The sequence below is a fragment of the Stenotrophomonas lactitubi genome, from assembly GCF_002803515.1.
Lineage (GTDB): Bacteria > Pseudomonadota > Gammaproteobacteria > Xanthomonadales > Xanthomonadaceae > Stenotrophomonas > Stenotrophomonas lactitubi.
This window is the reverse complement of the sequence record NZ_PHQX01000001.1, coordinates 794,487-815,480: the sequence shown is the minus strand read 5'-3', so window position 1 is coordinate 815,480 and position 20,994 is coordinate 794,487. Positions and strand designations below refer to the sequence as shown.

Annotated in this window: 18 protein-coding genes and 1 pseudogene; 14 read left to right on the top strand and 5 right to left on the bottom strand. The window is 66.7% G+C overall.

Annotated features, from left to right (window positions below):
* Positions 1 to 49 precede the first annotated feature (49 nt).
* A complete protein-coding gene (locus CR156_RS03870) occupies positions 50 to 610 on the top strand; it encodes a hypothetical protein (RefSeq protein ID WP_100551970.1) in 561 nt (186 codons plus the stop codon).
* An 81-nt stretch (positions 611 to 691) separates the two neighbouring features.
* On the opposite strand, the gene CR156_RS03865 is transcribed toward CR156_RS03870, so the two are convergent.
* Complete coding sequence (locus CR156_RS03865) at positions 692 to 2,782, bottom strand: M13 family metallopeptidase (RefSeq protein ID WP_100551969.1); 2,091 nt, start codon at positions 2,780 to 2,782, stop codon at positions 692 to 694.
* Between the two features lie 191 nt (positions 2,783 to 2,973).
* Positions 2,974 to 3,723 (bottom strand): 2,3-diphosphoglycerate-dependent phosphoglycerate mutase, encoded by a 750-nt coding sequence (gpmA, locus tag CR156_RS03860; protein WP_100551968.1) that lies wholly within the window; start codon positions 3,721 to 3,723, stop codon positions 2,974 to 2,976.
* A gap of 94 nt (positions 3,724 to 3,817) precedes the next feature.
* Between gpmA and nfi the strand changes: the two genes are divergently transcribed.
* Positions 3,818 to 4,498, top strand: coding sequence for a deoxyribonuclease V (nfi, locus tag CR156_RS03855; RefSeq protein ID WP_100551967.1), 681 nt, complete (start codon positions 3,818 to 3,820; stop codon positions 4,496 to 4,498).
* A 26-nt stretch (positions 4,499 to 4,524) separates the two neighbouring features.
* Here nfi and CR156_RS03850 read toward each other — a convergent pair.
* Positions 4,525 to 5,500 (bottom strand): annotated as a pseudogene (locus CR156_RS03850) (cation diffusion facilitator family transporter).
* A gap of 149 nt (positions 5,501 to 5,649) precedes the next feature.
* A complete protein-coding gene (locus CR156_RS03845; RefSeq protein WP_100551966.1) occupies positions 5,650 to 7,896 on the bottom strand; it encodes a TonB-dependent siderophore receptor in 2,247 nt (748 codons plus the stop codon).
* Between the two features lie 287 nt (positions 7,897 to 8,183).
* Here CR156_RS03845 and CR156_RS03840 point away from each other — a divergent pair, with 287 nt between their 5' ends.
* Entirely contained in the window at positions 8,184 to 9,599 is a 1,416-nt protein-coding gene (locus tag CR156_RS03840; RefSeq protein WP_100551965.1) for a GGDEF domain-containing protein, read from the top strand.
* A gap of 40 nt (positions 9,600 to 9,639) precedes the next feature.
* On the opposite strand, the gene CR156_RS03835 is transcribed toward CR156_RS03840, so the two are convergent.
* On the bottom strand, positions 9,640 to 10,824 hold the full coding sequence (locus tag CR156_RS03835) for an MFS transporter (RefSeq protein ID WP_100551964.1): 1,185 nt from the start codon (positions 10,822 to 10,824) through the stop codon (positions 9,640 to 9,642).
* A 76-nt stretch (positions 10,825 to 10,900) separates the two neighbouring features.
* On the opposite strand from CR156_RS03835, the gene CR156_RS03830 reads away from it, so the two are divergent.
* The 11 genes from CR156_RS03830 to CR156_RS03780 all read left to right on the top strand — a co-directional run bounded on the left by CR156_RS03830 (position 10,901) and on the right by CR156_RS03780 (position 20,993).
* Positions 10,901 to 11,350: a winged helix-turn-helix transcriptional regulator gene (locus CR156_RS03830; RefSeq protein ID WP_100551963.1), complete on the top strand. Its 450-nt coding sequence runs from the start codon at positions 10,901 to 10,903 to the stop codon at positions 11,348 to 11,350.
* 65 nt (positions 11,351 to 11,415) lie between these two features.
* Complete coding sequence (locus CR156_RS03825; RefSeq protein ID WP_100551962.1) at positions 11,416 to 12,549, top strand: metallophosphoesterase; 1,134 nt, start codon at positions 11,416 to 11,418, stop codon at positions 12,547 to 12,549.
* 131 nt (positions 12,550 to 12,680) lie between these two features.
* Positions 12,681 to 13,352 carry a response regulator gene (locus tag CR156_RS03820; protein WP_100464099.1) on the top strand — a complete coding sequence of 224 codons (672 nt, stop codon included), beginning with the start codon at positions 12,681 to 12,683 and terminating at the stop codon, positions 13,350 to 13,352.
* Positions 13,349 to 14,728 carry a sensor histidine kinase gene (locus tag CR156_RS03815; protein ID WP_100551961.1) on the top strand — a complete coding sequence of 460 codons (1,380 nt, stop codon included), beginning with the start codon at positions 13,349 to 13,351 and terminating at the stop codon, positions 14,726 to 14,728. Before CR156_RS03820 ends, CR156_RS03815 begins: the two co-directional genes overlap by 4 nt.
* Before the next feature lie 79 nt (positions 14,729 to 14,807).
* The gene (locus tag CR156_RS03810; protein ID WP_100551960.1) at positions 14,808 to 15,644 is read left to right on the top strand and encodes an alpha/beta hydrolase; all 837 of its coding nucleotides are present in this window, start codon (positions 14,808 to 14,810) and stop codon (positions 15,642 to 15,644) included.
* Between the two features lies 1 nt (position 15,645).
* The gene (locus CR156_RS03805) at positions 15,646 to 16,005 is read left to right on the top strand and encodes an EamA family transporter (protein WP_089239702.1); all 360 of its coding nucleotides are present in this window, start codon (positions 15,646 to 15,648) and stop codon (positions 16,003 to 16,005) included.
* Positions 16,002 to 16,400 carry a DMT family transporter gene (locus CR156_RS03800; protein WP_100551959.1) on the top strand — a complete coding sequence of 133 codons (399 nt, stop codon included), beginning with the start codon at positions 16,002 to 16,004 and terminating at the stop codon, positions 16,398 to 16,400. The genes CR156_RS03805 and CR156_RS03800 overlap by 4 nt, the downstream gene beginning before the upstream one ends.
* Positions 16,397 to 17,599: a DegT/DnrJ/EryC1/StrS family aminotransferase gene (locus CR156_RS03795; RefSeq protein WP_100551958.1), complete on the top strand. Its 1,203-nt coding sequence runs from the start codon at positions 16,397 to 16,399 to the stop codon at positions 17,597 to 17,599. The genes CR156_RS03800 and CR156_RS03795 overlap by 4 nt, the downstream gene beginning before the upstream one ends.
* A gap of 161 nt (positions 17,600 to 17,760) precedes the next feature.
* The gene (locus CR156_RS03790) at positions 17,761 to 18,447 is read left to right on the top strand and encodes an MtnX-like HAD-IB family phosphatase (RefSeq protein WP_100551957.1); all 687 of its coding nucleotides are present in this window, start codon (positions 17,761 to 17,763) and stop codon (positions 18,445 to 18,447) included.
* Positions 18,448 to 18,495: 48 nt separating this feature from the next.
* Positions 18,496 to 19,896 carry an aspartate aminotransferase family protein gene (locus CR156_RS03785; protein ID WP_089239694.1) on the top strand — a complete coding sequence of 467 codons (1,401 nt, stop codon included), beginning with the start codon at positions 18,496 to 18,498 and terminating at the stop codon, positions 19,894 to 19,896.
* 32 nt (positions 19,897 to 19,928) lie between these two features.
* Complete coding sequence (locus CR156_RS03780; protein ID WP_100551956.1) at positions 19,929 to 20,993, top strand: GNAT family N-acetyltransferase; 1,065 nt, start codon at positions 19,929 to 19,931, stop codon at positions 20,991 to 20,993.
* Position 20,994 lies beyond the last annotated feature (1 nt).

Sequence of the window (20,994 nt, the reverse complement as noted above, 5' to 3'; positions counted from 1 at the left end):
AGCTGATGGTCGGCCAAAGACGGTCGCCTGCTTACGAGGAGTACCACCCATGAAAGGAAACACCCGCATCGCCGCACCGCTGGGACTGTTGCTGTTGGCCCTGGCGCCGTTCGCGCAGGCCCAGCAGGAGAGCAACGCGCCCGCTGCCGCCTGCCTGTCGCGCAGCCAGATCACCGCCGGCACCTCGCCCGCCGCCCTGATGAACGCCCTGCCCCGCTGCGTGCAGGATGGGCGCATGCAGGACGCCATCGATCTCTACAACATCGCCGGCGTATTCGCCCATTTCGATCGCCAGCGGGTCGCTGACGAGACCGGACACAGTGCCTACAACGCGCTGAAGTCGATGGCGGGTTCGGCCATGGGCGAGGACAATCTCGGCCGCTTCGACAGCGCATTGAAGGCGCAGCTGACCCCCGACAAGGCACCCGCCTATGTCGCTGGCATCTGCACCTTCAGCAAGCGCGTGGGGCCGCCCTCGTATACCCCCACCTACATGCTGGCCCATGGCATGTCCAACTTCACCGGCACGGGTGGCGGTCTGGTGCCAGGCTTCGACCCGGCCAGCGCGTGGCAGGCGACGTTGTCGCAGTACCTGAAATGCCCGGGCTGAGCCTCAGCCGGTTGTAGTGGTTGCCAATGAAAAGGCCCGGCTTGCGCCGGGCCTTCTGCTTTGCACGTTGCGGGCAATCGGTTACCAGATCACCACGCGCTTGTCGTCTGCGCGCACCATCGCATCACCGGCCTTGCACTGGAACGCAGCGGCATAGGACGGCATGTTCGACGGCGCACCGTTGGCACGGAAGTTCGCCGGTGCGTGCGGATCGGTGTTCAGGCGCACGCGCAGCTCACCGTCGGTGAAATTGCGACGCCACACGGTGGCCCAGTTCATGAAGAAGCGCTGGTCCTGGCTGTGGCCGTCGACTTCGACGTTCGCCTTCGGATTCTCCTTCAGCGCCATCTGCAGTGCATCGTAGGCAACGGTCAGGCCACCCAGATCACCGATGTTCTCGCCCAGCGTCAGCTTGCCCTTCACGAACACGCCCGGCACCGACTCGTAGCCGTCGAACTGTGCGACCAGCTGATCGGTGCGCTCGGTGAAGGCCTTGCGGTCGCTGTCGGTCCACCAGTTGTCGAAGTTGCCGTTGGCGGCGAACTGGCTGCCCGAGTCATCGTAGCCGTGCATCATCTCGTGGCCGATGACCGCACCGATGCCACCGTAGTTCAGCGCCGGATCGGCCTTGGCGTCGAAGAACGGCGCCTGCAGGATCGCCGCCGGGAACACGATCTCGTTCTTGGTGGCGTTGTAGTAGGCATTGACCGTCTGCGGGGTCATGCCCCACTCGGTCTTGTCCACCGGCTTGCCGACCTTGTCCAGCATGTAGCGGTAGTTGAACGCGCGCGCGGCCTGCATGTTGCCCAGGTAGCTGTCACCGTTGGTCTGCAGGCCCGTCCACTCGCGCCACTTGTCCGGGTAACCGATCTTCGGGGTGAAGCTGGCCCACTTCTCCAGCGCCTTCTTCTTGGTTTCCTCGCCCATCCACGGCAGCTGCTCGAGGCGAGCCTTCAGCGCCACCGACAGGTTCTGCACCAGGTGCTGCATGGCCTCCTTGGATTCGGCCGGGAACACCGCATCGACATACAGCTGGCCGAGCGCTTCGCCCATGCCACCGTTGACCGACTCCAGCACGCGCTTCCAGCGCGGCTGCATTTCCTGCTGGCCGCGCAGGGTCTTGCCATAGAACTCGAAGTTGGCCTTCTCGAACTGGCTGCTCAGGTACGGCGAGGCATCATCAATGGTGTGGAAGCGCAGGTAGGACTGCCAGGTGGCGGCCGGCACGTCGGCCAGCATCTTGTCCATCTCGCTGAAGAAGCCCGGCTGGGCCAGCGAGAACTTCTGTGCGGCCGGCACCTTCAGGGAGTCGAACAGCGCGGTCCAGCTGAAGTTCGGGGTCAGCTTGTCCGCGTCGGCGGCGCTGAGCGGGTTGTAGCGCTTGGCCGGGTCACGCATCTCGATGCGCGACATCGAGGCCTTGGCCAGGCGGGTCTCGAACGCCATCACCGCCTTGGCCTGTTCGGCAGCCTGCGCGGCGTCCACGCCGGACAGCGTCAGCACCTGCGCGATATAGGCAACGTAGGCGTCGCGGATCTTGGCCTGCGACTCGTCGAAGTAATAGCCCTTCTCCGGCAGGCCGAGGCCGCCCTGGCCGACGTAGGCGATGACGTTCGCCGAATCCTTGTAGTCGGCATTGGCGAACAGCGAGAACAGCACGCCCTGGCCCTGCGCCTGGCTGTCGCGCAGGTACTGGGTGATGGCGGCGGTGTCGTTCAGCGCGGTGATCTTGTCCAGCGTCGGCTGCAGCGGCGCCAGGCCGGCGGCCTCGATCTTCGCTTCGTCGTTGCCGGTCTTCCAGATGTCGCCGATCTTGGCTTCCACCGAGCCGGCCTTGGCCTGGCTGGCGGCGGCCTGCTGCACCAGCGCGTGCTGCACTTCCAGCGAGCGCTCACGCAGGATCTCGAAGCTGCCCCAGGTGGTCTGGTCGCCCGGCACCGGGTTGGCCTTCAGCCACTTGCTGTTGACGAAGCCGTTGAGGTCGGTGCATGCAGCAATGGACGGATCCAGATCGGCACTGTTGAGGCTAATCAGCGCGGTCTTGATCTGCGACTGGTCGAACGCCGGCTTGGCAGCGTCGGCAGCGGGCGCGGTCTCGTTCTTGCCACAGGCGGCGAGCGAGGCGGCGATGGCGATGGTCAGGCCCAGCGGGACCAGATTGCGGACGTTCATGGCGTGTCTCCAACGGCGAATCGTCCAGCGTAGCCGCTGCAGCGATGGTGGGGACCGGCCAAAGGTCACAGGAGTGCGCCTGTAGAGCCGAGCCCATGCTCGGCTGCTTTCTGAAAACGTCGGCAATGCATCAGCCGAGCGTGGGCTCGGCTCTACAAAAGCGAAGGCCGGCGTGCGCCGGCCCTTCGTTCTTACTTCGCCTTGCCCTGGTTGGCCACGGCTTCAGCGGCCTTGCGCGCCGCCTCCGGGTCACCCAGGTAGCGGAACGACTTCACGGTGAGGTCGTCATTCAACTCGAACAGCAGCGGGATGCCGGTCGGGATGTTCAGCTCGAGGATTTCCTCGCGCGACACGTTGTTGAGGTACTTGTACAGCGCGCGCAGCGAATTGCCGTGGGCGGTGACCAGCACCGTCTTGCCGTCCTTCAGCTGCGGCGCGATGGCGTCGTGCCAGTACGGCAGCACGCGGTCCAGGGTGGTGGCCAGCGATTCGGTACCCGGCAGCGCGTTGCGGTCCAGGCCGGCGTAGCGACGGTCATGGATCGGATGGCCCGGATCTTCCAGGTCCATCGCCGGCGGCGGGATGTCGTACGAACGACGCCACACCTTGACCTGGTCTTCGCCGTGCTTGGCGGCGGTCTCGGCCTTGTCCAGGCCCTGCAGGCCGCCGTAGTGGCGCTCGTTGAGGCGCCAGGACTTGTTCACCGGCAGCCAATCCTGATCAAGCTCGGCCAGCGCACCCTGCAGGGTGTGGATGGCGCGCTTGAGCACGGAGGTGTGGGCGACGTCGAACTGCAGGCCTTCCTCGCGCATCAGGCGGCCGGCGGCAGCCGCTTCCCGGCGCCCCTGCTCGGTCAGGTCGACATCGACCCAGCCGGTGAAGCGGTTGTCCAGGTTCCACTGGCTCTGGCCATGGCGCAACAGTACGAGTTTACGGGTCACTGCAGGGTCTCCAACGCGAGGAAAGGCAGGCGGCCATTGTAGCCCCGGCGCCCGCTCACCGCGCCGTGGCGGTGCGGATGTCATCCTGTGGCCGATGAATACCGTGATCGACCCCGGGCGCTGGGAAGGCAGCGTCAGTGCCGCACGCGAGCAGCAGAAGCAGCTGGCCACCCGCGTGCAGCGCCAGGACCGGCTGCCCGCCACCGTGCGCTGGCTGGCGGGACTGGATGTCGGCTTCGAGGAAGACGGTGCGATCACCCGCGCTGCGGCGGTACTCCTCGACGCGGAGAGCCTGCAGCCGGTGGCGCAGGAAATCGCCCGCATCCCGACCGTCATGCCCTATATCCCGGGCCTGCTCAGCTTCCGCGAACTGCCGGCGCTGCTGGCGGCATTGGCACTGCTGCCGCGAACGCCGGATCTGGTGTTCGTCGATGGCCACGGCATCAGCCATCCGCGCCGCCTGGGCATTGCCGCACACCTGGGCGTGGTGACCGACCTGCCGAGCATCGGCGTGGCCAAGTCGAAGCTGGTTGGCCGCTTCATCGAGCCGGGCGCCGAGGCAGGCGCGCATACGCCGTTGCTGGATGGCAGCGAACAGCTCGGCTGGGTGCTGCGCAGCAAGCTGCGCTGCAAGCCGCTGTTCGTCGCCGGCGGACATCGGGTCAGCGCCGATACCGCGCTGGCCTGGGTGCAGCGCACGCTGCGCGGCTATCGCCTGCCCGAGCCGACCCGGTTGGCGGATCGGCTGGCCTCGCGGCGCGACGAGCAGCAGTGACGCCGGGCACAGCCCGGCACACCCGCTCAGCGATGCACGTGACCGCGATGGCCCTGCGCATCGGTCGCTGCATGATCGTGCCCGGCGTGATCGTCGTCCTTGGCCGCTGACGGCTGGCCACAGGCTTCGCCGCAATGGTCGGCCTCGATCTGCAGGGTCACGTGTTCGATGCCGAAATCATCGTGCAGGCGATCACCGAGTTCGCGACGAAGGCGATCGGCATCGTCGCCTTCGCGCATCACGATGTGTGCGGTCAGTGCCGGCGTGCTGGACGCCAGCGCCCATACGTGCAGGTCATGCACGTCCAGCACCGCGTCATGGTCGGAACAGGCGGTCGCGTACCTTGGCCACGTCCATGCCCTTGGGCACGCCTTCCAGCAACACGTTTACCGCTTCGCGCATCAGCACATACGTGCGTGGCAGCACCCACAGACCGATCAGCACAGCCAGGATCGGGTCGATCGGCTTCCAACCGGTCCATTGGATCAGCAGCGCGCCGGCAATCACCGCCACCGAGCCGAGCATGTCGGCCCACACTTCCAGGTAGGCCCCCTTCACGTTGAGGCTCTCGCCGCTGCCGGCCTGCAGCAGGCGCATGGAAATCATGTTGATCACCAACCCGGCCGCGGCGATCACCAGCATGCCGGTGGAGGCGATCTCCTGAGGTTGGCGGAAGCGACCGATGGCTTCCCACAGGATGTAGCCGGCGACCACGAACAGCATGGCGCCGTTGATCATCGCACCCAGTGCCTCAAGGCGTGCATAGCCGTAGGTGCGGCGCGCATCCGGCGGACGCCGGCTCAGCCGCACGGCAACCAGCGCGATCATCAGCGCCAGGGTGTCGGTGGCCATGTGCGCGGCATCGGACAGCAGCGCCAGGCTGTTGGTCCAGAACGCACCGACCACCTCCACCACGAGGAAGGTGGAGGTCAGGCCGAGCGCCCACCACAAGGGTTTCTCGTGGCGGATCTCGGATGGCAGGTGATCGTGGTCGTGACCCATGGCAACAGCTCCTTTGCGATGGAGGCAGGCTACGCCGGCGGGCGTTGGGAAACTATCACGGTGTTTATAACATTTCAGGCCTGCACGGCCTGCCCGGCCGGCGCAAACGAGGAGGGTGCCGACCAACGGCCGGCACTACCGCCTGACGATCAGAACCCGAAACGCAGACTGGCCCAGTACGCGCGGCCTGGTTCGTTGTACGTCGCCGCACCGGCATCGCTACTGTTGGCCTCGCGGAACAGGCGCTTGTCGGCCAGGTTGTTGACGCCGAAGCCCACGCTGACCGTATCGGTCACCTTGTAGCGCGCGCTCACGCCCCAGACGTTGTACGCGCCGCGGGTCTGCAGCACCGTGGACGCATCGCAGTTGGCCGTGCAGCGCGGATCGTTGTTGATGTTGGCCGTGGCCGGCTCCTGCTTGCCGTAGAAGGTGCCGGTCAGCAGCAGCGACAACTGCTCGGTGGCCTGCCAGTCCAGCATGGTGTTGACGGTGTACTTGGGAATCACCGACAGCGGCTGGCCGGTGCTCTTGTTTTCGTTCTCCACCATGTAGGTGAAGTTGTTGCTCCACTTCAGGCGGTCGCCCTGCTCGCCCAGCAGCGGAATCACCAGGTTGCCCTCGAGCCCCTGCACGATGGCCTTGGGTGCGTTCTCCCAGCGGAAGATGCGGCCCTTGCTGTCGGCCGTCAGGCCGATCTGGGTGTAACCGGCCTGGATCTTGTCCTTGTAGTCGTTGTGGAAGTAGGTCAACGAGGCCTGCCAGCCGCTCTGCGGTGCCCACTCCACGCCCAGTTCCTTGTTCAAACTGGTCTCTGCCTTCAGATCCGCATTGCCCTGCATGTAGCAACCGGCACCCGGGCTCGGCAATGCGTTCGGGCAGCCATTGCCACGGGTGTAATACAGATAGTCCGGGTTGGACTGGTACAGGTTCGGCGCCTTGAACGCGCGTGCGATGCCGCCCTTCACCACCCAATCACTGTTGAGCCGGAACTGCGCGTTGAGGCTCGGGCTGGTGTTGTTGCCGAACTGGCTGTGATGGTCGAAGCGCAGGCCCGGGGTCACGATCCAGCGCTCACCCAGGTAGATGTTGTCTTCCACGTAGACGGCGGTGGTCTGTGCATCGGACTTGCCGCGTGCGCGGTCGGCCGAAAGGCCCGGAATGCCGCCACCGCTGCTGCTCGACTGGCTCATGGAATACGGATCGGTCAGCCGGCTGTCGAGGTATTCGAAGCCCAGCGTCCACACGTTCTCGGCGCCGCCGAGGGTGGTCGGGAAGCTGACCTCGCCGTCCAACTGGTAGTTGCGCAGGCGCGAGGTCGACCAGTCAGCACCATTGAAGCTGCCTTCCGGGCCACCGGCCAGGCCCTCGTTGATGCGCGAATTGTTGACCCCTTCCACCGCTGCGGTCAGCCGCGAGCTGACATCGCCCCAGCGTCCGCGATGGGTGATCGCGCCGGTGCTGCGGTACATGCGGTTGGTCTCGGCCTGCTGCTCGGCCAGCGCACCGAGATCAACGCCGGTGGAGGTGCCTGTGTTGCTGACCGCACGGTCGCCGGCATAGATGTTGCCTTGGCGGCTGGTGCCGGCCTCGAATTCGACCACCTGGTTGGCGGTCACGTCCCAACGCAGCAGTGCGTTGACATCGCGGTTCTTGACGCCTTCGCGGCCCGCCGGCGGTACCGCATTGGCGCCGGTGGCGAAGTTGCGGTTGAGATCCAGCGAATCGGCATCGGTCTTGTTGAGGTTGCCGTACAGCCGGAACGACAGCGTGTCGGTCATCGGCCCGCTCAGCTGCAGGCCGACGCGCTCGCTGCCACCTTCGGCACTGTGTTCGGGCACCAGGCCGTACAGATCAACCGCACCGGTCAGGTCGCCAGTGGGGCGCTTGGTGATGATGTTGACCACGCCACCGGATGCACCCGAGCCATAGCGCGCCGCCGCCGGGCCGCGCAGCACTTCGATGCGTTCGATCATTTCCGCCGGCACCCAGTTGGTATCGCCGCGCGTGTTGCGCTCGCCACTGCGACCCATGCGCACCGCGTCGCGTGCACCCACGCGCTTGCCGTCGATCAGGATCAGGGTATTTTCCGGGCCCATGCCGCGCAGATCGATCTGCCGGTTGTTGCCGTACTGGCCCGACGCACTGTTGCCGGTCAGATTGACGCCGGGCATCGTACGCAGCAGTTCGGCGATGTCGTTGACCGGCGGTCGCTTGGCGATGTCTTCAGCGGTGATGGTGGAAGTGCCCAGCGCCTGCCGCGCGATCTGCGAGGCGGTGACATGCACGGTATCGATATCGGTGGCATCGGTTTCCGCATGCGCGGTAACCGCAGCGCCGGCCAGCAGCGCGGCGACGGCGAGCGCCAGCGGGCGCGGTGAAAGAGTGTTTGCAGGCATGTTCTGGACCTTCTGGCAGGGCAGCGGAAGCCTCTGGCATAGGGCACGAGGCGGCGACGGGGGAGGCGGAACGATCGCTGCGGGATGCCCGCAGGTCGGTTCCTGACGTCATTTTTTCATAAATGCGAGTGATTCTCAAATGCGTCAACGCATTGCGGCATCGGCCGGCATGTGCTCTGCCCGGGTTTTTCGGCCTGCATGGCGCTTAAACTGGACGGCTTACCTGCCATCAACCGTCGACAGCTGCGGCCGATACCGTGGTCTGTTGTGCGCCGCTAGAGATCGACGTGGATACACCCCAACTGGACGAAGCCAGCCAACCGCTGGCTCAGGCCTGGCAGCAGTGCCTGCTGCAGGCCGGCCCCGCCGCCGCCGCACTGCTGCATGCCGTGGCCGCCGACGCACCGCCAATGCTGGCGCAGCGCTTCTACGAGGTGCTGCTGCAGGACACGCGTGCGCGCCGCTTCCTGTCCCATGAACAGGTCAAGCAACGCCTGCAACCGGCGATGCAGCGTTGGCTGGCCCAGCTGCTGACCACCGATGCGGATGGAATTGCCGCTACGGTCGCCGCACAGCGGGTGATCGGCGATGTGCATGCACGGGTCGGTATTCCGGTTGACCTGGTGGCACGCGGTGCACGCGTACTCAAGCACGAACTGTTCGTGCGCCTGCGCGCCGACGCCGATGACAGCGACACCGCTTTCGCCGCCATCGATTGCCTCAGCGCGATCATGGACATCGCCATGGAGGGCATGACCCTGGCCTATACGCATGCACGTGAGCGCTCGTCGCGCACCGATGCAGCGTACCGGCTGTTCTCGCTGGTGCAGAACGTCAGCACCGAGCGCGAGCGCCAGCGCGCCCTGCTGCTGGATTGGGAAAACAGCCTGCTGTACACGCTCGCTGGCCATGCGACAGGCGCCGACAACGCCAGTCTGGCGACCTCGGAATTCGGCCTGTGGTTCACCCACAAGGGTATTCCCAGCTTCGGCGAAAGCAGCGAGACACAGCAGGTCGCCCAGCTGATGGCACGCATCGACAGCAACCTGCAGCGCGCCACGGATGAAGATCCGGCACGGCGACTGGCGGCCCTGCCGGCGATCCGCGAAGACCTCGCCACCATCCGCAACCTGATGACCCTGCTGTTCGAACGCATCGGCGAACTGGATGCGGGCAGCGATGCGTTGACCAACCTGCTCAACCGGCGCTTCCTGCCGACCGTGCTGCGCCGTGAGATCGAATTGTCCACGCGCAACCACACGCCATTCTCGCTGCTGTTGCTGGACCTGGATCATTTCAAGGCGATCAACGATGGCCACGGCCACGACGCTGGCGACCGCGCCCTGCAGCACGTTGCCGCCCTGCTCGGCCAGCAGACCCGAGGCAGCGACTACCTGTTCCGCTATGGCGGCGAGGAGTTCGTGGTGGTGCTGGTGGCGGCGAGCGAGTCGCAGGCGGAGGTGATCGCGGAAAGCCTGCGTCGGCAGATCGCACAATTGCCGATCTCTCTCCCGAATGGACAGACGTTGGGCCTGACCGCCAGCATCGGCGTGGCCGGACACGATGGGCATCCCGATTACGAGCGGCTGATGGCGCGCGCCGATGCGGCGATGTATGCCGCCAAGCGACAAGGCCGCAACCGTGTGGTGGTGGCCGACGAAGCACTGCCCGAGGCACCCGGGCGACGCGCGCTGCAACGTTGAGCCTGCAGCGCGCGCGGTAGGGCGTCGAACAGCGTCGGCGCTACCGGGCGGCCTTGCGCGGAATACGCCACGCCGCCCACCACGCCAAGCCCAGCAGGGCGATTCCCGTTCCCAGCGCGCACACCGCCGGCCACCCGTAGCGCGCCTGCATCCAGGTGCCTGCGGCAGCGCCCACACCGCTGCCCACCGCATAGAACAGCATGTACAGCGCCACCAGGCGCCCATGCTGTTCGGCCGGTGCGCGCAGCAGCAGTGCCTGGTTGGACACATGCAATGCCTGCCCGCCCAGGTCCAGCACCACCACGCCCAGCAGCAACAGCGCCAGCGACTGCGGCAGGCCCAGCAGCGGCGCCCAGGCGACCAGCATCAACAGCAGCGCGCCCAGGCTCACCCGATGGGCAAAGCCACGATCCATCCAGTGCCCGACCCGCGCCGCCAGCAGCGCGCCGATGATGCCAGCCAGGCCCAGCGCGCCGATGCCAGCGGTCGACCAGCTCAGGGGCGGCGCCGACAACGGCAGTGGCACCGCCGCCCAGAACACATTGAGACCGGCAAACAACAGCAGTGCCAAAGGCCCACGTTCGCGCAGTGCCCGATCCTGCAGCAGCATCTGGACCATGGAACGCAGCAGCTCGCGCCACGCCGGCGGCCTTGCAGGCACCGGCACGTGCGGCAGCCGCCGCCACAGCAGCAGCGCCAGCGCTGCCATCAACAGTGCCGACAGCAGGTATACCGCGCGCCATCCCGCCACGGCGGCGACCGCGCCGGACACCACGCGTGCCGACAGCAGGCCGATGAACACGCCGCCCTGGACCATGCCCACCACCCGCCCGCGTTGCTCCGGTGCAGCGAGGTTGGCGGCGTAGGCGATCAACCCTTGGGTCAGCGCCGTACCCAACAACCCCGCCAGCAGCATGCCCGACAACAACCACACGGTGCTGCGGGCGGCGGCCAGCCACAGCAGCGCCACCACCAGCGCCAGCAATTGCACCCGCAGCAGTCGGCGACGGTCGCCACGGTCGGCCAGCGGCAGCAATCCGAGCAGGGCCAGCACGCTGCCAGCCTGGGTGGCAGCCAGCAGTGCACCGGCCACCGCGGCATCAAGGGCGAAATCGTGGGCCAGGCGCTCCAGCAGCGGCTGCGCGAAGTAGACGTTGGCCACGCTGGCACCGGCAGCAATGGCGAGCAGGCCCAACAACGGGCGGGACAGCGAAGGCATCATCATGGTGGTTGCAATTTGAAACTACGTGCACGATAGCGCCACTGGTTTTAAACTGCAACCACAATCGAGGACATTCCCCATGCACGCCAACAGCCCCTGCCCCGTGGCCCGCAGCGCCGATCTGCTTGGCGACCGCTGGGCGTTGCTGATCATCCGCGATGCCTTCGATGGCATCAGCCGCTTCGGCGATTTCCAGCGCAGCCTGGGCGCGGCGCGCAACATCCTCAGCGACCGCCTGCGGCGACTGGTCGAGGCGGGGCTGCTGGTGCAGCAGCCTGCCGCCGATGGCAGCGCGTACCAGGACTATGTACTGACCGCGGCCGGCCAGGACCTGTTCCCGCTGCTGGTCGCCCTGCGGCAATGGGGAGAACGGCATCGCTTCGCTGCTGGCGAGGCACACTCGCAGCTGATCGAATCCAGCAGCCGCCGGCCGCTGCCCTACATGCAACCGCACGGACGCGATGGCCAGCCCCTGCACGCCGCCGATACCCGCGTACGCAAGCTCAAGGAAGGAGACAGCCGGGCCTGATCCGCCCGTTCACGCACACCGGCGACGTCCCCGGGCAGTTAGCATCGCTGGTCTCCTGCCGCTGAATGCCGCCGATGCCGAACTACGCCAGAACCGTTTCGATCCTGCTGCCGCTGGCCCTGCTGCTGGCCGCACCACTGGCCTCGGCCCGCGACGTGGCAGCACCTGCAGAACACGTGGACACCGATGGTCCTTATGTGTTCCGTGAAGGCGCGCAACTGAAAGCGCAGTGGATCTGCCAGGACCAGGTGGAAACCCATACCGTGCGCGCCGGCACCGCAGGCGCGGATGTTGCCGCGCACTGCGGCTACCCGCATGCGGTGCATGTGCTGCCGCCGAATGCGCCGTCGGTATCCGTGCTGCCCGCCGTGCCGCGCATCGTCGCCGTGTCCGACATCCACGGCCAGTACAAGCTGCTGGTCCGCCTGCTGCGCGCCAACCGGGTGATCGACGCGCAGGACCGCTGGGCACTGGGCACGGACACGCTGGTGATCGCGGGCGACGTGTTCGATCGCGGCCCACAGGTGACCGAAGCGTTCTGGCTGCTGTACGGCCTGCAGCAGCAGGCGGCGGCGGCCGGTGGCGCGGTGCATTTCGTGCTCGGCAACCACGAGACCATGGTGCTCTACGACGACCTGCGCTACGTCAACCCGAAGTACCTGCGCAGCGCGCAGCTGCTCGGCCGCAGCTATCCGCAGCTGTATGGTGCCGACTCGGTGATCGGCCAGTGGCTGCGCACGCGCCCGGTGCTGCTGCAGATCGGCGATACCCTGTTCCTGCACGGCGGCATCTCGCCCGATGCCGTGCAGATGGCATTGGACCCGGCCCGCACCAACGCCGCCTACCAGGCCTCGCTGGGCATCCCCAAGGCCGAGGTGAAGGCAGACCCCGCCACTGCACCGCTGTACGACGGCAAGACCAGCCCGATCTGGTACCGCGGCTACTTCGACGGACGCCTGGACACCCCGGGCGTGCAGGCGGTGCTCGACCGCCTCCAGCTCAAGCGCATCGTGGTCGGCCACACCTCCATGCCACATGTCAGCAGCTTCCACGACGGCCGCGTGATCGCCATCGACAGCAGCATCAAGAATGGCGAGAACGGCGAGCTGCTGTTCATCGAGGGCGGCAAGCTCAGCCGCGGCCTGTTGGACGGTTCGCGGGTGCCACTGGCCAAGGGCGAGCCCGGCCTGCAGGACTGAACGAAGGGCCAGCGCCGGGCCGGCCCAGGTCCCCCACGCCCGCCACCTGCACCCGGTTTGCCGCTACCCTCGGCAGCCGAGAGGCCCGCCCTGTCCAGCGGGCGGCCCATCCGCCCCCAGGAGCCCCGCGCATGCGCGTTCTCATCGCAGAAGACGACCCCGACATCGCCTCCGGCCTGTGCGCCTCGATGCGCCGGCAGGGCCACGTGGTCGACCACGTGGACAACGGCGCGCATGCCGATGCCGCACTGAATTCCACCCAGTACGCACTGCTGGTGCTGGATCTTGGCCTGCCCCAGCTGGATGGCCGTGACGTGCTGCAACGGCTGCGCCAGCGCGGCGATGGCCTGGCCGTGCTGGTGGTCACCGCACGCGATGGCCTGGCCGAGCGCGTGCGCGTGCTCGACCTGGGGGCCGACGACTACCTGGTCAAACCCTTTGCGCTGGACGAATTCGAAGCGCGCGTGCGCGCGCAGCTGCGCCGGGTCACCAGCAACGGCAACCCCGACCTGCGCATCGGCCGGCTGCGCCTGGACCTGACCGGGCACCGGGTGTGGATAGACGAGCAGACGCTGGAGCTGACCGCGCGCGAATTCGGCCTGCTGTCCGCCCTGGCGGTGCGTGCCGAGCGCATCGTCTCCCGTGCGCAGCTGGTGGAGGCCCTGTGCGACTGGGGCCAGGACCTGACCGACAATGGCCTGGACATCGCCCTGCATCGCCTGCGCCGCAAGCTGCAGCCGGGCGGCATGGGCATCCGCACGGTGCGCGGGCTGGGCTACATGCTGGAAGACGCCGGCGCGTGATCAGCGGACCGCCCAGCCTGCGACGGCGTCTGCTCGCCTTCCTGGCGCTGCCGATGCTGGGCCTGCTGACCTTCAACACGCTGCTGGCGTACTACGTGGCGCTGGACTACTCCAACCGCATCCACGACCGCAACCTGACCGACGACACCGTATCGTTCGCACAGATGCTCAGCACCATGCCGGTCAGCAGCGACCTGTCCCCGCAGGCACGCTTTCTCATCGAGTACGACCCCGATGGTCATCGCTACTTCAACGTCGACAGCAGCCGCCTGGGCACCATCGCCGGCAACGCCGATTTCAGCGCCTATGCACCGTCGCAGGACTGCAGCGGCATGCACCCGGCACTGTACGAAGGTGAATTGAATGGCCAGCAGGTGCGCATGTCGACGGTCTGCACCCAGGCGATGAACGATCCACAGGACCAGCTGGCGGTGACCGTGGCCGAAAGCATGGCCGACCGCCGCCAGCGTGCACGCGAGATCCTGATGATCGTCATTCCACTGATGGCCATGCTGGCCCTGGGAATGGCGGCACTGGTCTGGTTCGGCGTCACCCACGGCCTGCGTATTCTGACGCCGCTGACCTCCCGCCTGGCCCAGCGCCGCGGCGAGCTGGCACCGATTTCCGACGCCGACGTGCCCGAGGAAATCCAGCCCCTGATCAGCACCATCGATGGCCTGTTCGCGCGGCAGGCGGAAATGATCACGCTGCAGAACCGCTTCATTGCCGATGCCGCGCACCAGTTGCGCTCGCCACTGGCGGGCATGGCACTGCACGTGGACCAGGCACTGGCCCACGGCGATCCTGAGACCGTGCGCGAAGCGCTGCAGAACATCCGCCGGCTCAACCAGCGAACCGCCCGCGTCAGCACCCAGCTGCTGGCGTTGAGCCGTGCCCAGACCGTGCCGGAGACGGTGGAGGCGCTGGACCTGTCCGAGCTGGTGCCGCAATGGGTGGGCATGCGCGTGCCCGAAGCGATCCGCGATGGCATCGACCTGGGCTATCTGGGTCCGCAGCAGCCGGTGCGGATACTGGGCAACGGCGCCCTGCTGCACGAGGCGCTGGACAATCTGATCGACAACGCCCTGCGCTACGCCGGCGTGGATGCGACCGTCACGGTGGGCGTGCAGACCCTCGACGACAATGATGTCGAGCTGTACGTCGAAGACAACGGCCCGGGCGTACCCGAGGACGTGATGTCGCGGTTGGGGGAACGTTTCTTCCGCGCGCCCGGCACTGCCGCCAGCGGCACCGGCCTCGGCCTGGCCATCGCCCATGAGGCCGTCGAGCATCTGGGCGGGCGCCTGGGTTACCTCAACCGTCCCGGTGGCGGCCTGAAGGTATCCATCACCATACCGTTGCTGAAGGGCCCTTGATCCAGCCGGTCCGCTGAAAGGTTGCCGAAAATCGCGCTTGCGATGCTGGCCATCCCGACTGCCGCGCTGGAGCCGACTGGTGTCCGCATCCCATGAGTTCTTTCTTCCCGGTGGCCCGCAGGGTGTCCTGCTGATCCATGGCCTGACCGGCACGCCGGCCGAGATGCGCATGCTGGGCAAAGGGCTGAACAACGCCGGCTTCAGCGTGCACGGTGTGCAGCTGCCAGGCCACTGCGGCAGCGTCGAGGACCTGCTGCAGACCCGCTGGGAAGAGTGGTACCAAGGCGTGGAAGATGCGGCCGCGAACCTGCGCGGCAAGGTTGACCAGTTGTTCGTCGGCGGGCTGTCGATGGGTGCGGTGCTGGCGCTGGCACTGGCCGCGCGCCGGCCGGACTGGGTCTCCGGCGTGGGCGTGTACGGCGCCACCTTCCGCTACGACGGCTGGAATATTCCGGCGGTTGCGCGCTTCTCGTTCCTGCTGCCGTGGTTCAAACGCCTGGGCATCGGCCGCGACCGCATGTTCATGGAAGAGCCGCCGTATGGCCTGCGCGACGAGCGCCTGCGCGCGCAGGTCAGCGCCGCCATGCTGTCCGGTGACAGTGCCGCTGCCGGCCTGCCGGGCAATCCGTGGCATGCGTTGGCCGAAATGCGTGCACTGAGCACCTGGACCCGCCGTCACCTGCACCAGGTCACGGCACCGTGCCTGGTGATGCACGCCCGCGAGGACGACGTGGCCAGCATGGGCAATGCCGAGCTGGTGATCTCGCGCGTCAGCGGACCGACCGAACTGGTGGTGCTGGAAGACAGCTACCACATGATCACCATCGATCGCGAACGGCGCGAGGTGATCCGCCGCAGCGCGCGCTTCTTCAGCGACATCGGCGAACGTGCGGGCGTGCTGCAGGCGGTCGCCTGAGATGGGATCGCTTGCCACCCTGCTGTGGCTGGTCAACGTGGTGCTCGACACCGGCGGCCAGCTGGCCTTCAAGGCCGCCGCCAGCGACCCGCAGGACGGCGAAGGCCTGCAGCGCTGGAAACACATGTTCGGCCGTCCCTGGCTGTGGCTGGGCATCGCCTGCTACGTGCTTGAATTCGTCGCCTGGATCGCCTTCCTGTCGCTGGTACCGTTGTCGCAGGGCGTGCTGCTCGGCTCGATCAACATCGTCGCGCTGATGGTTGCCGGCCGCCTCCTGTTCCGCGAGCGGCTGACGCCGTTGCGGGTGACCGGCATGCTGCTGGTCAGCGCCGGCGTTGCCGTGGTTGGAGCCGGAACATGAGGCGGCTGTACCTGATCGGCTTTCCGCTGCTGATGGCCTTCGACACCTTGGCCCAGCTGTGCTTCAAGTATGCCGGCGACGCCGCGCTGCCGGTCGAGGCCAACACCGCGTGGCTGCTGCGCGTGCTGTCGCAGCCCTGGGTGTACGGCGCGATGCTCGGTTACGTCGGCGCGTTCTTCACCTGGATGAGCCTGCTGCGGCACGCGCCGATCGGCCCTGCGTTCGCGGCCTCGCACCTGGAAGTGATCAGCGTGCTGCTGCTGTCAGCGTGGCTGCTGCACGAACCGTTGACGCTGCATCACCTGATCGGTGCGGTGCTGATCGTGGCCGGCATCATCTGCCTGGGTCGTGCCGAAGCGGATGATCCGCACGCTGCAACTGAACCATCCCCGTGAGCCTGCTGTCGCGCGAGTTGCCGCCCACCGCCGGTCTGCCACTGCAGGCCGGCGATTTCCTTCCCGGCGGCGGCGACCTGTGCGCGATTCTCGCCGAGCAGTTGGGCACGCCGCCACTGCAGCTGACCTGCTCGGGCACCCACGCCCTGCTGATCGCCCTGCGCACCCTGCGCAGGCGCGCGCCGTACCGCGATACGGTGATCCTGCCGGCCTATACCTGCCCACTGGTGCCGATTGCCGTGCACAGCCTCGGCCTGCGCATACAGCTGTGCGATACCCGCCGCGACCACTTCGATTTCGACCCGGTAGCACTGCACGCCGCAGCCGATGCACGCACGTTGGCGATCATTCCCACACATCTGGGCGGGCGCATCGCCGATGTCGATCGCGCATGTGCGATCGCGCACCGCGTCGGTGCATGGGTGATCGAGGACGCTGCGCAGGCGCTGGGGGCACGCGTGGCCGGCAACAGCGTCGGCCTGCGCGGCGACATCGGTTTCTTCAGCCTGGCCGCCGGCAAAGGCCTGAGCCTGCATGAGGGCGGACTGCTGCTGACGCATGACGAAGCACTGCGTACGGCAATGATCGAGCAGGCCGCAGGACACACGCCCTTCAGCCTGCGCTGGGAGCTGACCCGCAGCCTGCAGCTGTTGGGCCTGGCAGCCTGCTACCGCCCTTCCCTGCTGTCGCTGGTGTATGGAAACCCGCTGCGGCGTGCCCTGCGCAGCGGCGACCTGGAAGCTGCGGTGGGTGATGTGTTTCCGTTGGATATTCCGCAGCATCGCGTCAGCCGCTGGCGGCAGAACGTCGGTGCACGCGCAGCGCAGCGTCTGCCCGCCTTCCTGCAGGCAGCCCGCCTGCGTGCGCTGCAGCTGCGCGTGCAGCTGGAGTCGCTGCCTGCCGTTGAGGTGGTGGACGGAATGCCAGGCACCCAGGGCACCTGGCCGATGCTGATGCTGATGCTGCCCAGCGAACGTGCACGTGACAAAGCACTGTCCGCGCTGTGGCAGCGCGGCCTGGGTGTCAGCCGCATGTTCATCCATGCCCTGCCGGACTACGCCTATCTGCGAGGCATCGTTGCAGACGCGCCCGTACCCAATGCCCGCGACTTCGCCGCCCGCTGCCTGACCGTGGGCAACAGCCCCTGGCTGAGCCATGAAGACACCCGCGAGATCGTGAAGGTACTGGCGCGCCAGTAGTCGCTGAAGCCAGGCGAGGCCTGCTCCGCGTCACTGGCTGAACGCTTCCCGAGCGCCTCCATTCGAGCTTTCAGGCGGAAAGGAACGAGAAAGACGGCCTGCCTACATTGGCCCCGTCGCCGGCATCGTGCCAAGGCCTCTCTTCATCGACGGAGCTGCCCATGCAATGGAGCATCCTGTGTGACTTCGATGGCACCATCAGCCTCGAGGACGTCATCGATTCACTGTTGGAAAAATTCGGCCAGCCCGGTTGGCAGCAGCTGGAAGATCAGTGGCGTTCGGGTGAGATCGGCTCGCGTGAATGCATGCAGGGCCAGGTCCGCCTGCTGAAGCTGGATCCGGCCACCCTCGATGCACACCTGGACCAGGTACGCATCGATCCGGGCTTCGCCGCCTTCGTCAATCGCGCACACGCGTTGGGCCTGCCTCTGCGCATCGTCAGCGACGGTCTGGACTACGCGATCCATCGCATCCTCGCCAACCATGGCCTGCCACCGCTGCCTGTAGTGGCCAACCACCTGCGCTGGTGTGACGGTCATTGGCAACTGGAATCCCCCTACCAGGCCGAAGGCTGCCGCAGCGGCACCTGCAAGTGCACCTGCGCGGCGCAGGCACGTGCCGACGAAGCACCCCGCGTGCTGATGATCGGTGATGGTGCCTCGGATTTCTGCGTATCCGAACACGCCGACTTCGTATTCGCCAAGCGTCGCCTCATTGCCCATTGCACCGACGCCGGCATTCCCCACGCCGCCATCGACACCTTCCACGACGCTACTGCGCTGCTGCCGCGCCTGCTCGACGGCAGCCTGCTGCAGCCCTCGCTTCCGCGGCTGCTCGCCACCGCCTGATCGCTCCGCCCGTTGCTTCCTTCGAATGCCCTCTCCGGAACCGAACCGATGAATATTTTTGACAAGAACGCCGATGCCGCCATCACCGATGCGCAGTTGCTGGCAGACGAAGCCCGCTACAGTTCCTTCGGCGACACCGTGCACTACGTCGATCCGCCGAAGATCTTCCAGCGCTGCGAAGGCAGCTACATGTTCGACGCCGCCGGCACCCCGTACCTCGATCTGCAGATGTGGTACTCGGCCTGCAACTTCGGTTACGCCAACCAGCGGCTGAACAATGCGCTGAAGGACCAGATCGACACCCTGCCGCAGGTCGCCAGCCAGTATCTGCACCCGACGCGTGTGCAACTGGCCAAGACCATCGCGGTAGACATGCACGAAAAGTTCGGCCTCGATGGCCGCGTGCACTTCAACGTCGGTGGTGCGCAGGCGGTGGAGGATTCGCTGAAGATCGTCCGCAACGCGCGCAACGGCAAGAGCCTGATGTTTGCGTTTGAAGGCGGTTACCACGGCCGAACCCTCGGCGCCTCGTCGATCACATCCAGCTACCGCTACCGCCGTCGTTACGGCCACTTCGGCGAACGCGCGATGTTCATCCCGTTCCCGTATCCGTTCCGTCGCCCGAAGGGCATGACCCCGGACGAATACTCCGACCACTGCGTGCACCAGTTCGAGCGCCTGTTCGAAAGCGAGTACAACGGCGTGTGGGATCCCAAGGTCGGCCAGGCCGAGTACGCCGCGTTCTATGTCGAGCCGATCCAGGGCACCGGCGGCTATGTCATTCCGCCGCGCAACTTCTTCAAGGGCCTCAAGCGCGTGCTGGACAAGTACGGCATCCTGATGGTCGTCGATGAAATCCAGATGGGCTTCTGGCGCACTGGCAAGCTGTGGGCCATCGAGCACTTCGATGTCACTCCGGACGTGCTGGTGTTCGGCAAGGCGCTGACCAACGGCCTCAACCCGTTGTCGGGCCTGTGGGCGCGCGAAGAGCTGATCAACCCGACCGTGTTCCCGCCGGGCTCCACCCACTCCACCTTCAACTCCAATCCGCTGGGTACGCGCCTGGGCCTGGAAGTGCTGAAGCTGGGCAAGGAGATGGACTACGAGCGTACCGTGCCGGAAAAGGGCGCCTACTTCCTCGACGGCCTGCGCGGCCTGCAGAAGCGCCATCCGGAAATCGGTGATGTCGACGGCCTCGGCCTGGCCCTGCGTGCGGAAATCTGCGCCGCCGATGGCTTCACTCCGAACCGTGAGCTGCTGGACCGCATGGTCGACATCGGCCTGGCCGGTGACCTGCTGCACGACGGCAAGCGCATGGGCCTCGTGCTCGATGTCGGTGGCTGGTACAAGAACGTGATCACCTTCGCGCCTTCGTTGAACATCACCTACGAAGAGATCGATCTGGCGATCACCCTGCTGGACCAGCTGCTGACCAAGGCCAAGGGCTGAGCTGCAATGCGCTGCCGGTTCCCGTGCCCCGCATGGACATGATTCCGCGTGTATCCAGCACCGCGCTGGAGCCGGCCGCGCTGCTGGAGGGCTTCCTGGCCCACCCGCCCCTGGGGTTCGATGCCAGCCGCCTGCCCAGCGGCCTGCCCAGCTTCCGTGCGCCGCTGGATCTGACCACGACCCTGGACGATGCACTGCGCTCGCGCCTGCTGGGGCTGCCGCTGTCGCGCCTGTGGCAGCCGTGGCTGACCTGGCAGACGCGGTTCATCGGCGCCACCAGCACCGAGTACACACCGTTGCCGGCACATGTGTCGGCGGCGGCACTGGCCGACGACGTGCTGCGTCACGGCGTCGGTGACAGTCGGCTGCTGGTGGTCAAGGATCTGGCGATCGATTCCCCCTTGCTGGACGATGCCGCCAACGCGCACAGCCACGCTTTCCTGCAGGCGCTGCTGGAACGCGGCTTCATCCAGCTGGAAGGCATGCCACTGGCATGGGTGGCGATCGATTTCGACTGCATCGATACCTACCTGGCACGTCTGTCCACGGCGCGGCGCAAGAACATCCGGCGCAAGCTGCGCTCGCGTGCCCACCTGCAGATCGACTGCATCGCTACCGGCGACCCCGCCCTTGCCGAGCCACGGCTGCAGGCCGAACTGCACGCGCTGTACCTGCAGGTGTATGCACAAAGCGCCGTGCACTTCGACCAGCTCGACCTGCCCTTCTTCCAGCACCTGCTGGCAGACACGCAGGGCCAGGGGCGCTTGTTCCTCTACCGCCACAATGGCGAGCTGATCGGCTGGAACCTGTGCTACGTGCACGCCGGCAAGCTGGTGGACAAGTACATCGGCCTGTCCTATCCGCAGTCGCGCGACCACAACCTGTACTCGGTCAGCTGGATGCACAACCTGGAGTACGCGATGCAACACGGCCTCAGCCACTACGTCGCCGGCTGGACCGATTCACGCATCAAGGCCGAACTGGGTGCCCGCTTCACTTCCACTGTGCATGCGGTGCATGCGCGTTCGCCGCTGCTGCGCGCCGCCCTGCGCAGGCTGGCCCCGCACCTGCAGGCTGAGCCGGATGGAGGGGGTTGAC

Excerpts from the sequence above, each read along its gene's own strand:
- CR156_RS03870 (WP_100551970.1), top strand. The coding sequence starts at position 50 with ATGAAAGGAAACACCCGCATCGCCGCACCGCTGGGACTGTTGCTGTTG.
- CR156_RS03865 (WP_100551969.1), bottom strand. The coding sequence starts at position 2,782 with ATGAACGTCCGCAATCTGGTCCCGCTGGGCCTGACCATCGCCATCGCC.
- nfi (WP_100551967.1), top strand. The coding sequence starts at position 3,818 with ATGAATACCGTGATCGACCCCGGGCGCTGGGAAGGCAGCGTCAGTGCC.
- CR156_RS03845 (WP_100551966.1), bottom strand. The coding sequence starts at position 7,896 with ATGCCTGCAAACACTCTTTCACCGCGCCCGCTGGCGCTCGCCGTCGCC.
- CR156_RS03835 (WP_100551964.1), bottom strand. The coding sequence starts at position 10,824 with ATGATGATGCCTTCGCTGTCCCGCCCGTTGTTGGGCCTGCTCGCCATT.
- CR156_RS03830 (WP_100551963.1), top strand. The coding sequence starts at position 10,901 with ATGCACGCCAACAGCCCCTGCCCCGTGGCCCGCAGCGCCGATCTGCTT.
- CR156_RS03825 (WP_100551962.1), top strand. The coding sequence starts at position 11,416 with ATGCCGCCGATGCCGAACTACGCCAGAACCGTTTCGATCCTGCTGCCG.
- CR156_RS03820 (WP_100464099.1), top strand. The coding sequence starts at position 12,681 with ATGCGCGTTCTCATCGCAGAAGACGACCCCGACATCGCCTCCGGCCTG.
- CR156_RS03805 (WP_089239702.1), top strand. The coding sequence starts at position 15,646 with ATGGGATCGCTTGCCACCCTGCTGTGGCTGGTCAACGTGGTGCTCGAC.
- CR156_RS03800 (WP_100551959.1), top strand. The coding sequence starts at position 16,002 with ATGAGGCGGCTGTACCTGATCGGCTTTCCGCTGCTGATGGCCTTCGAC.
- CR156_RS03790 (WP_100551957.1), top strand. The coding sequence starts at position 17,761 with ATGCAATGGAGCATCCTGTGTGACTTCGATGGCACCATCAGCCTCGAG.
- CR156_RS03785 (WP_089239694.1), top strand. The coding sequence starts at position 18,496 with ATGAATATTTTTGACAAGAACGCCGATGCCGCCATCACCGATGCGCAG.
- CR156_RS03780 (WP_100551956.1), top strand. The coding sequence starts at position 19,929 with ATGGACATGATTCCGCGTGTATCCAGCACCGCGCTGGAGCCGGCCGCG.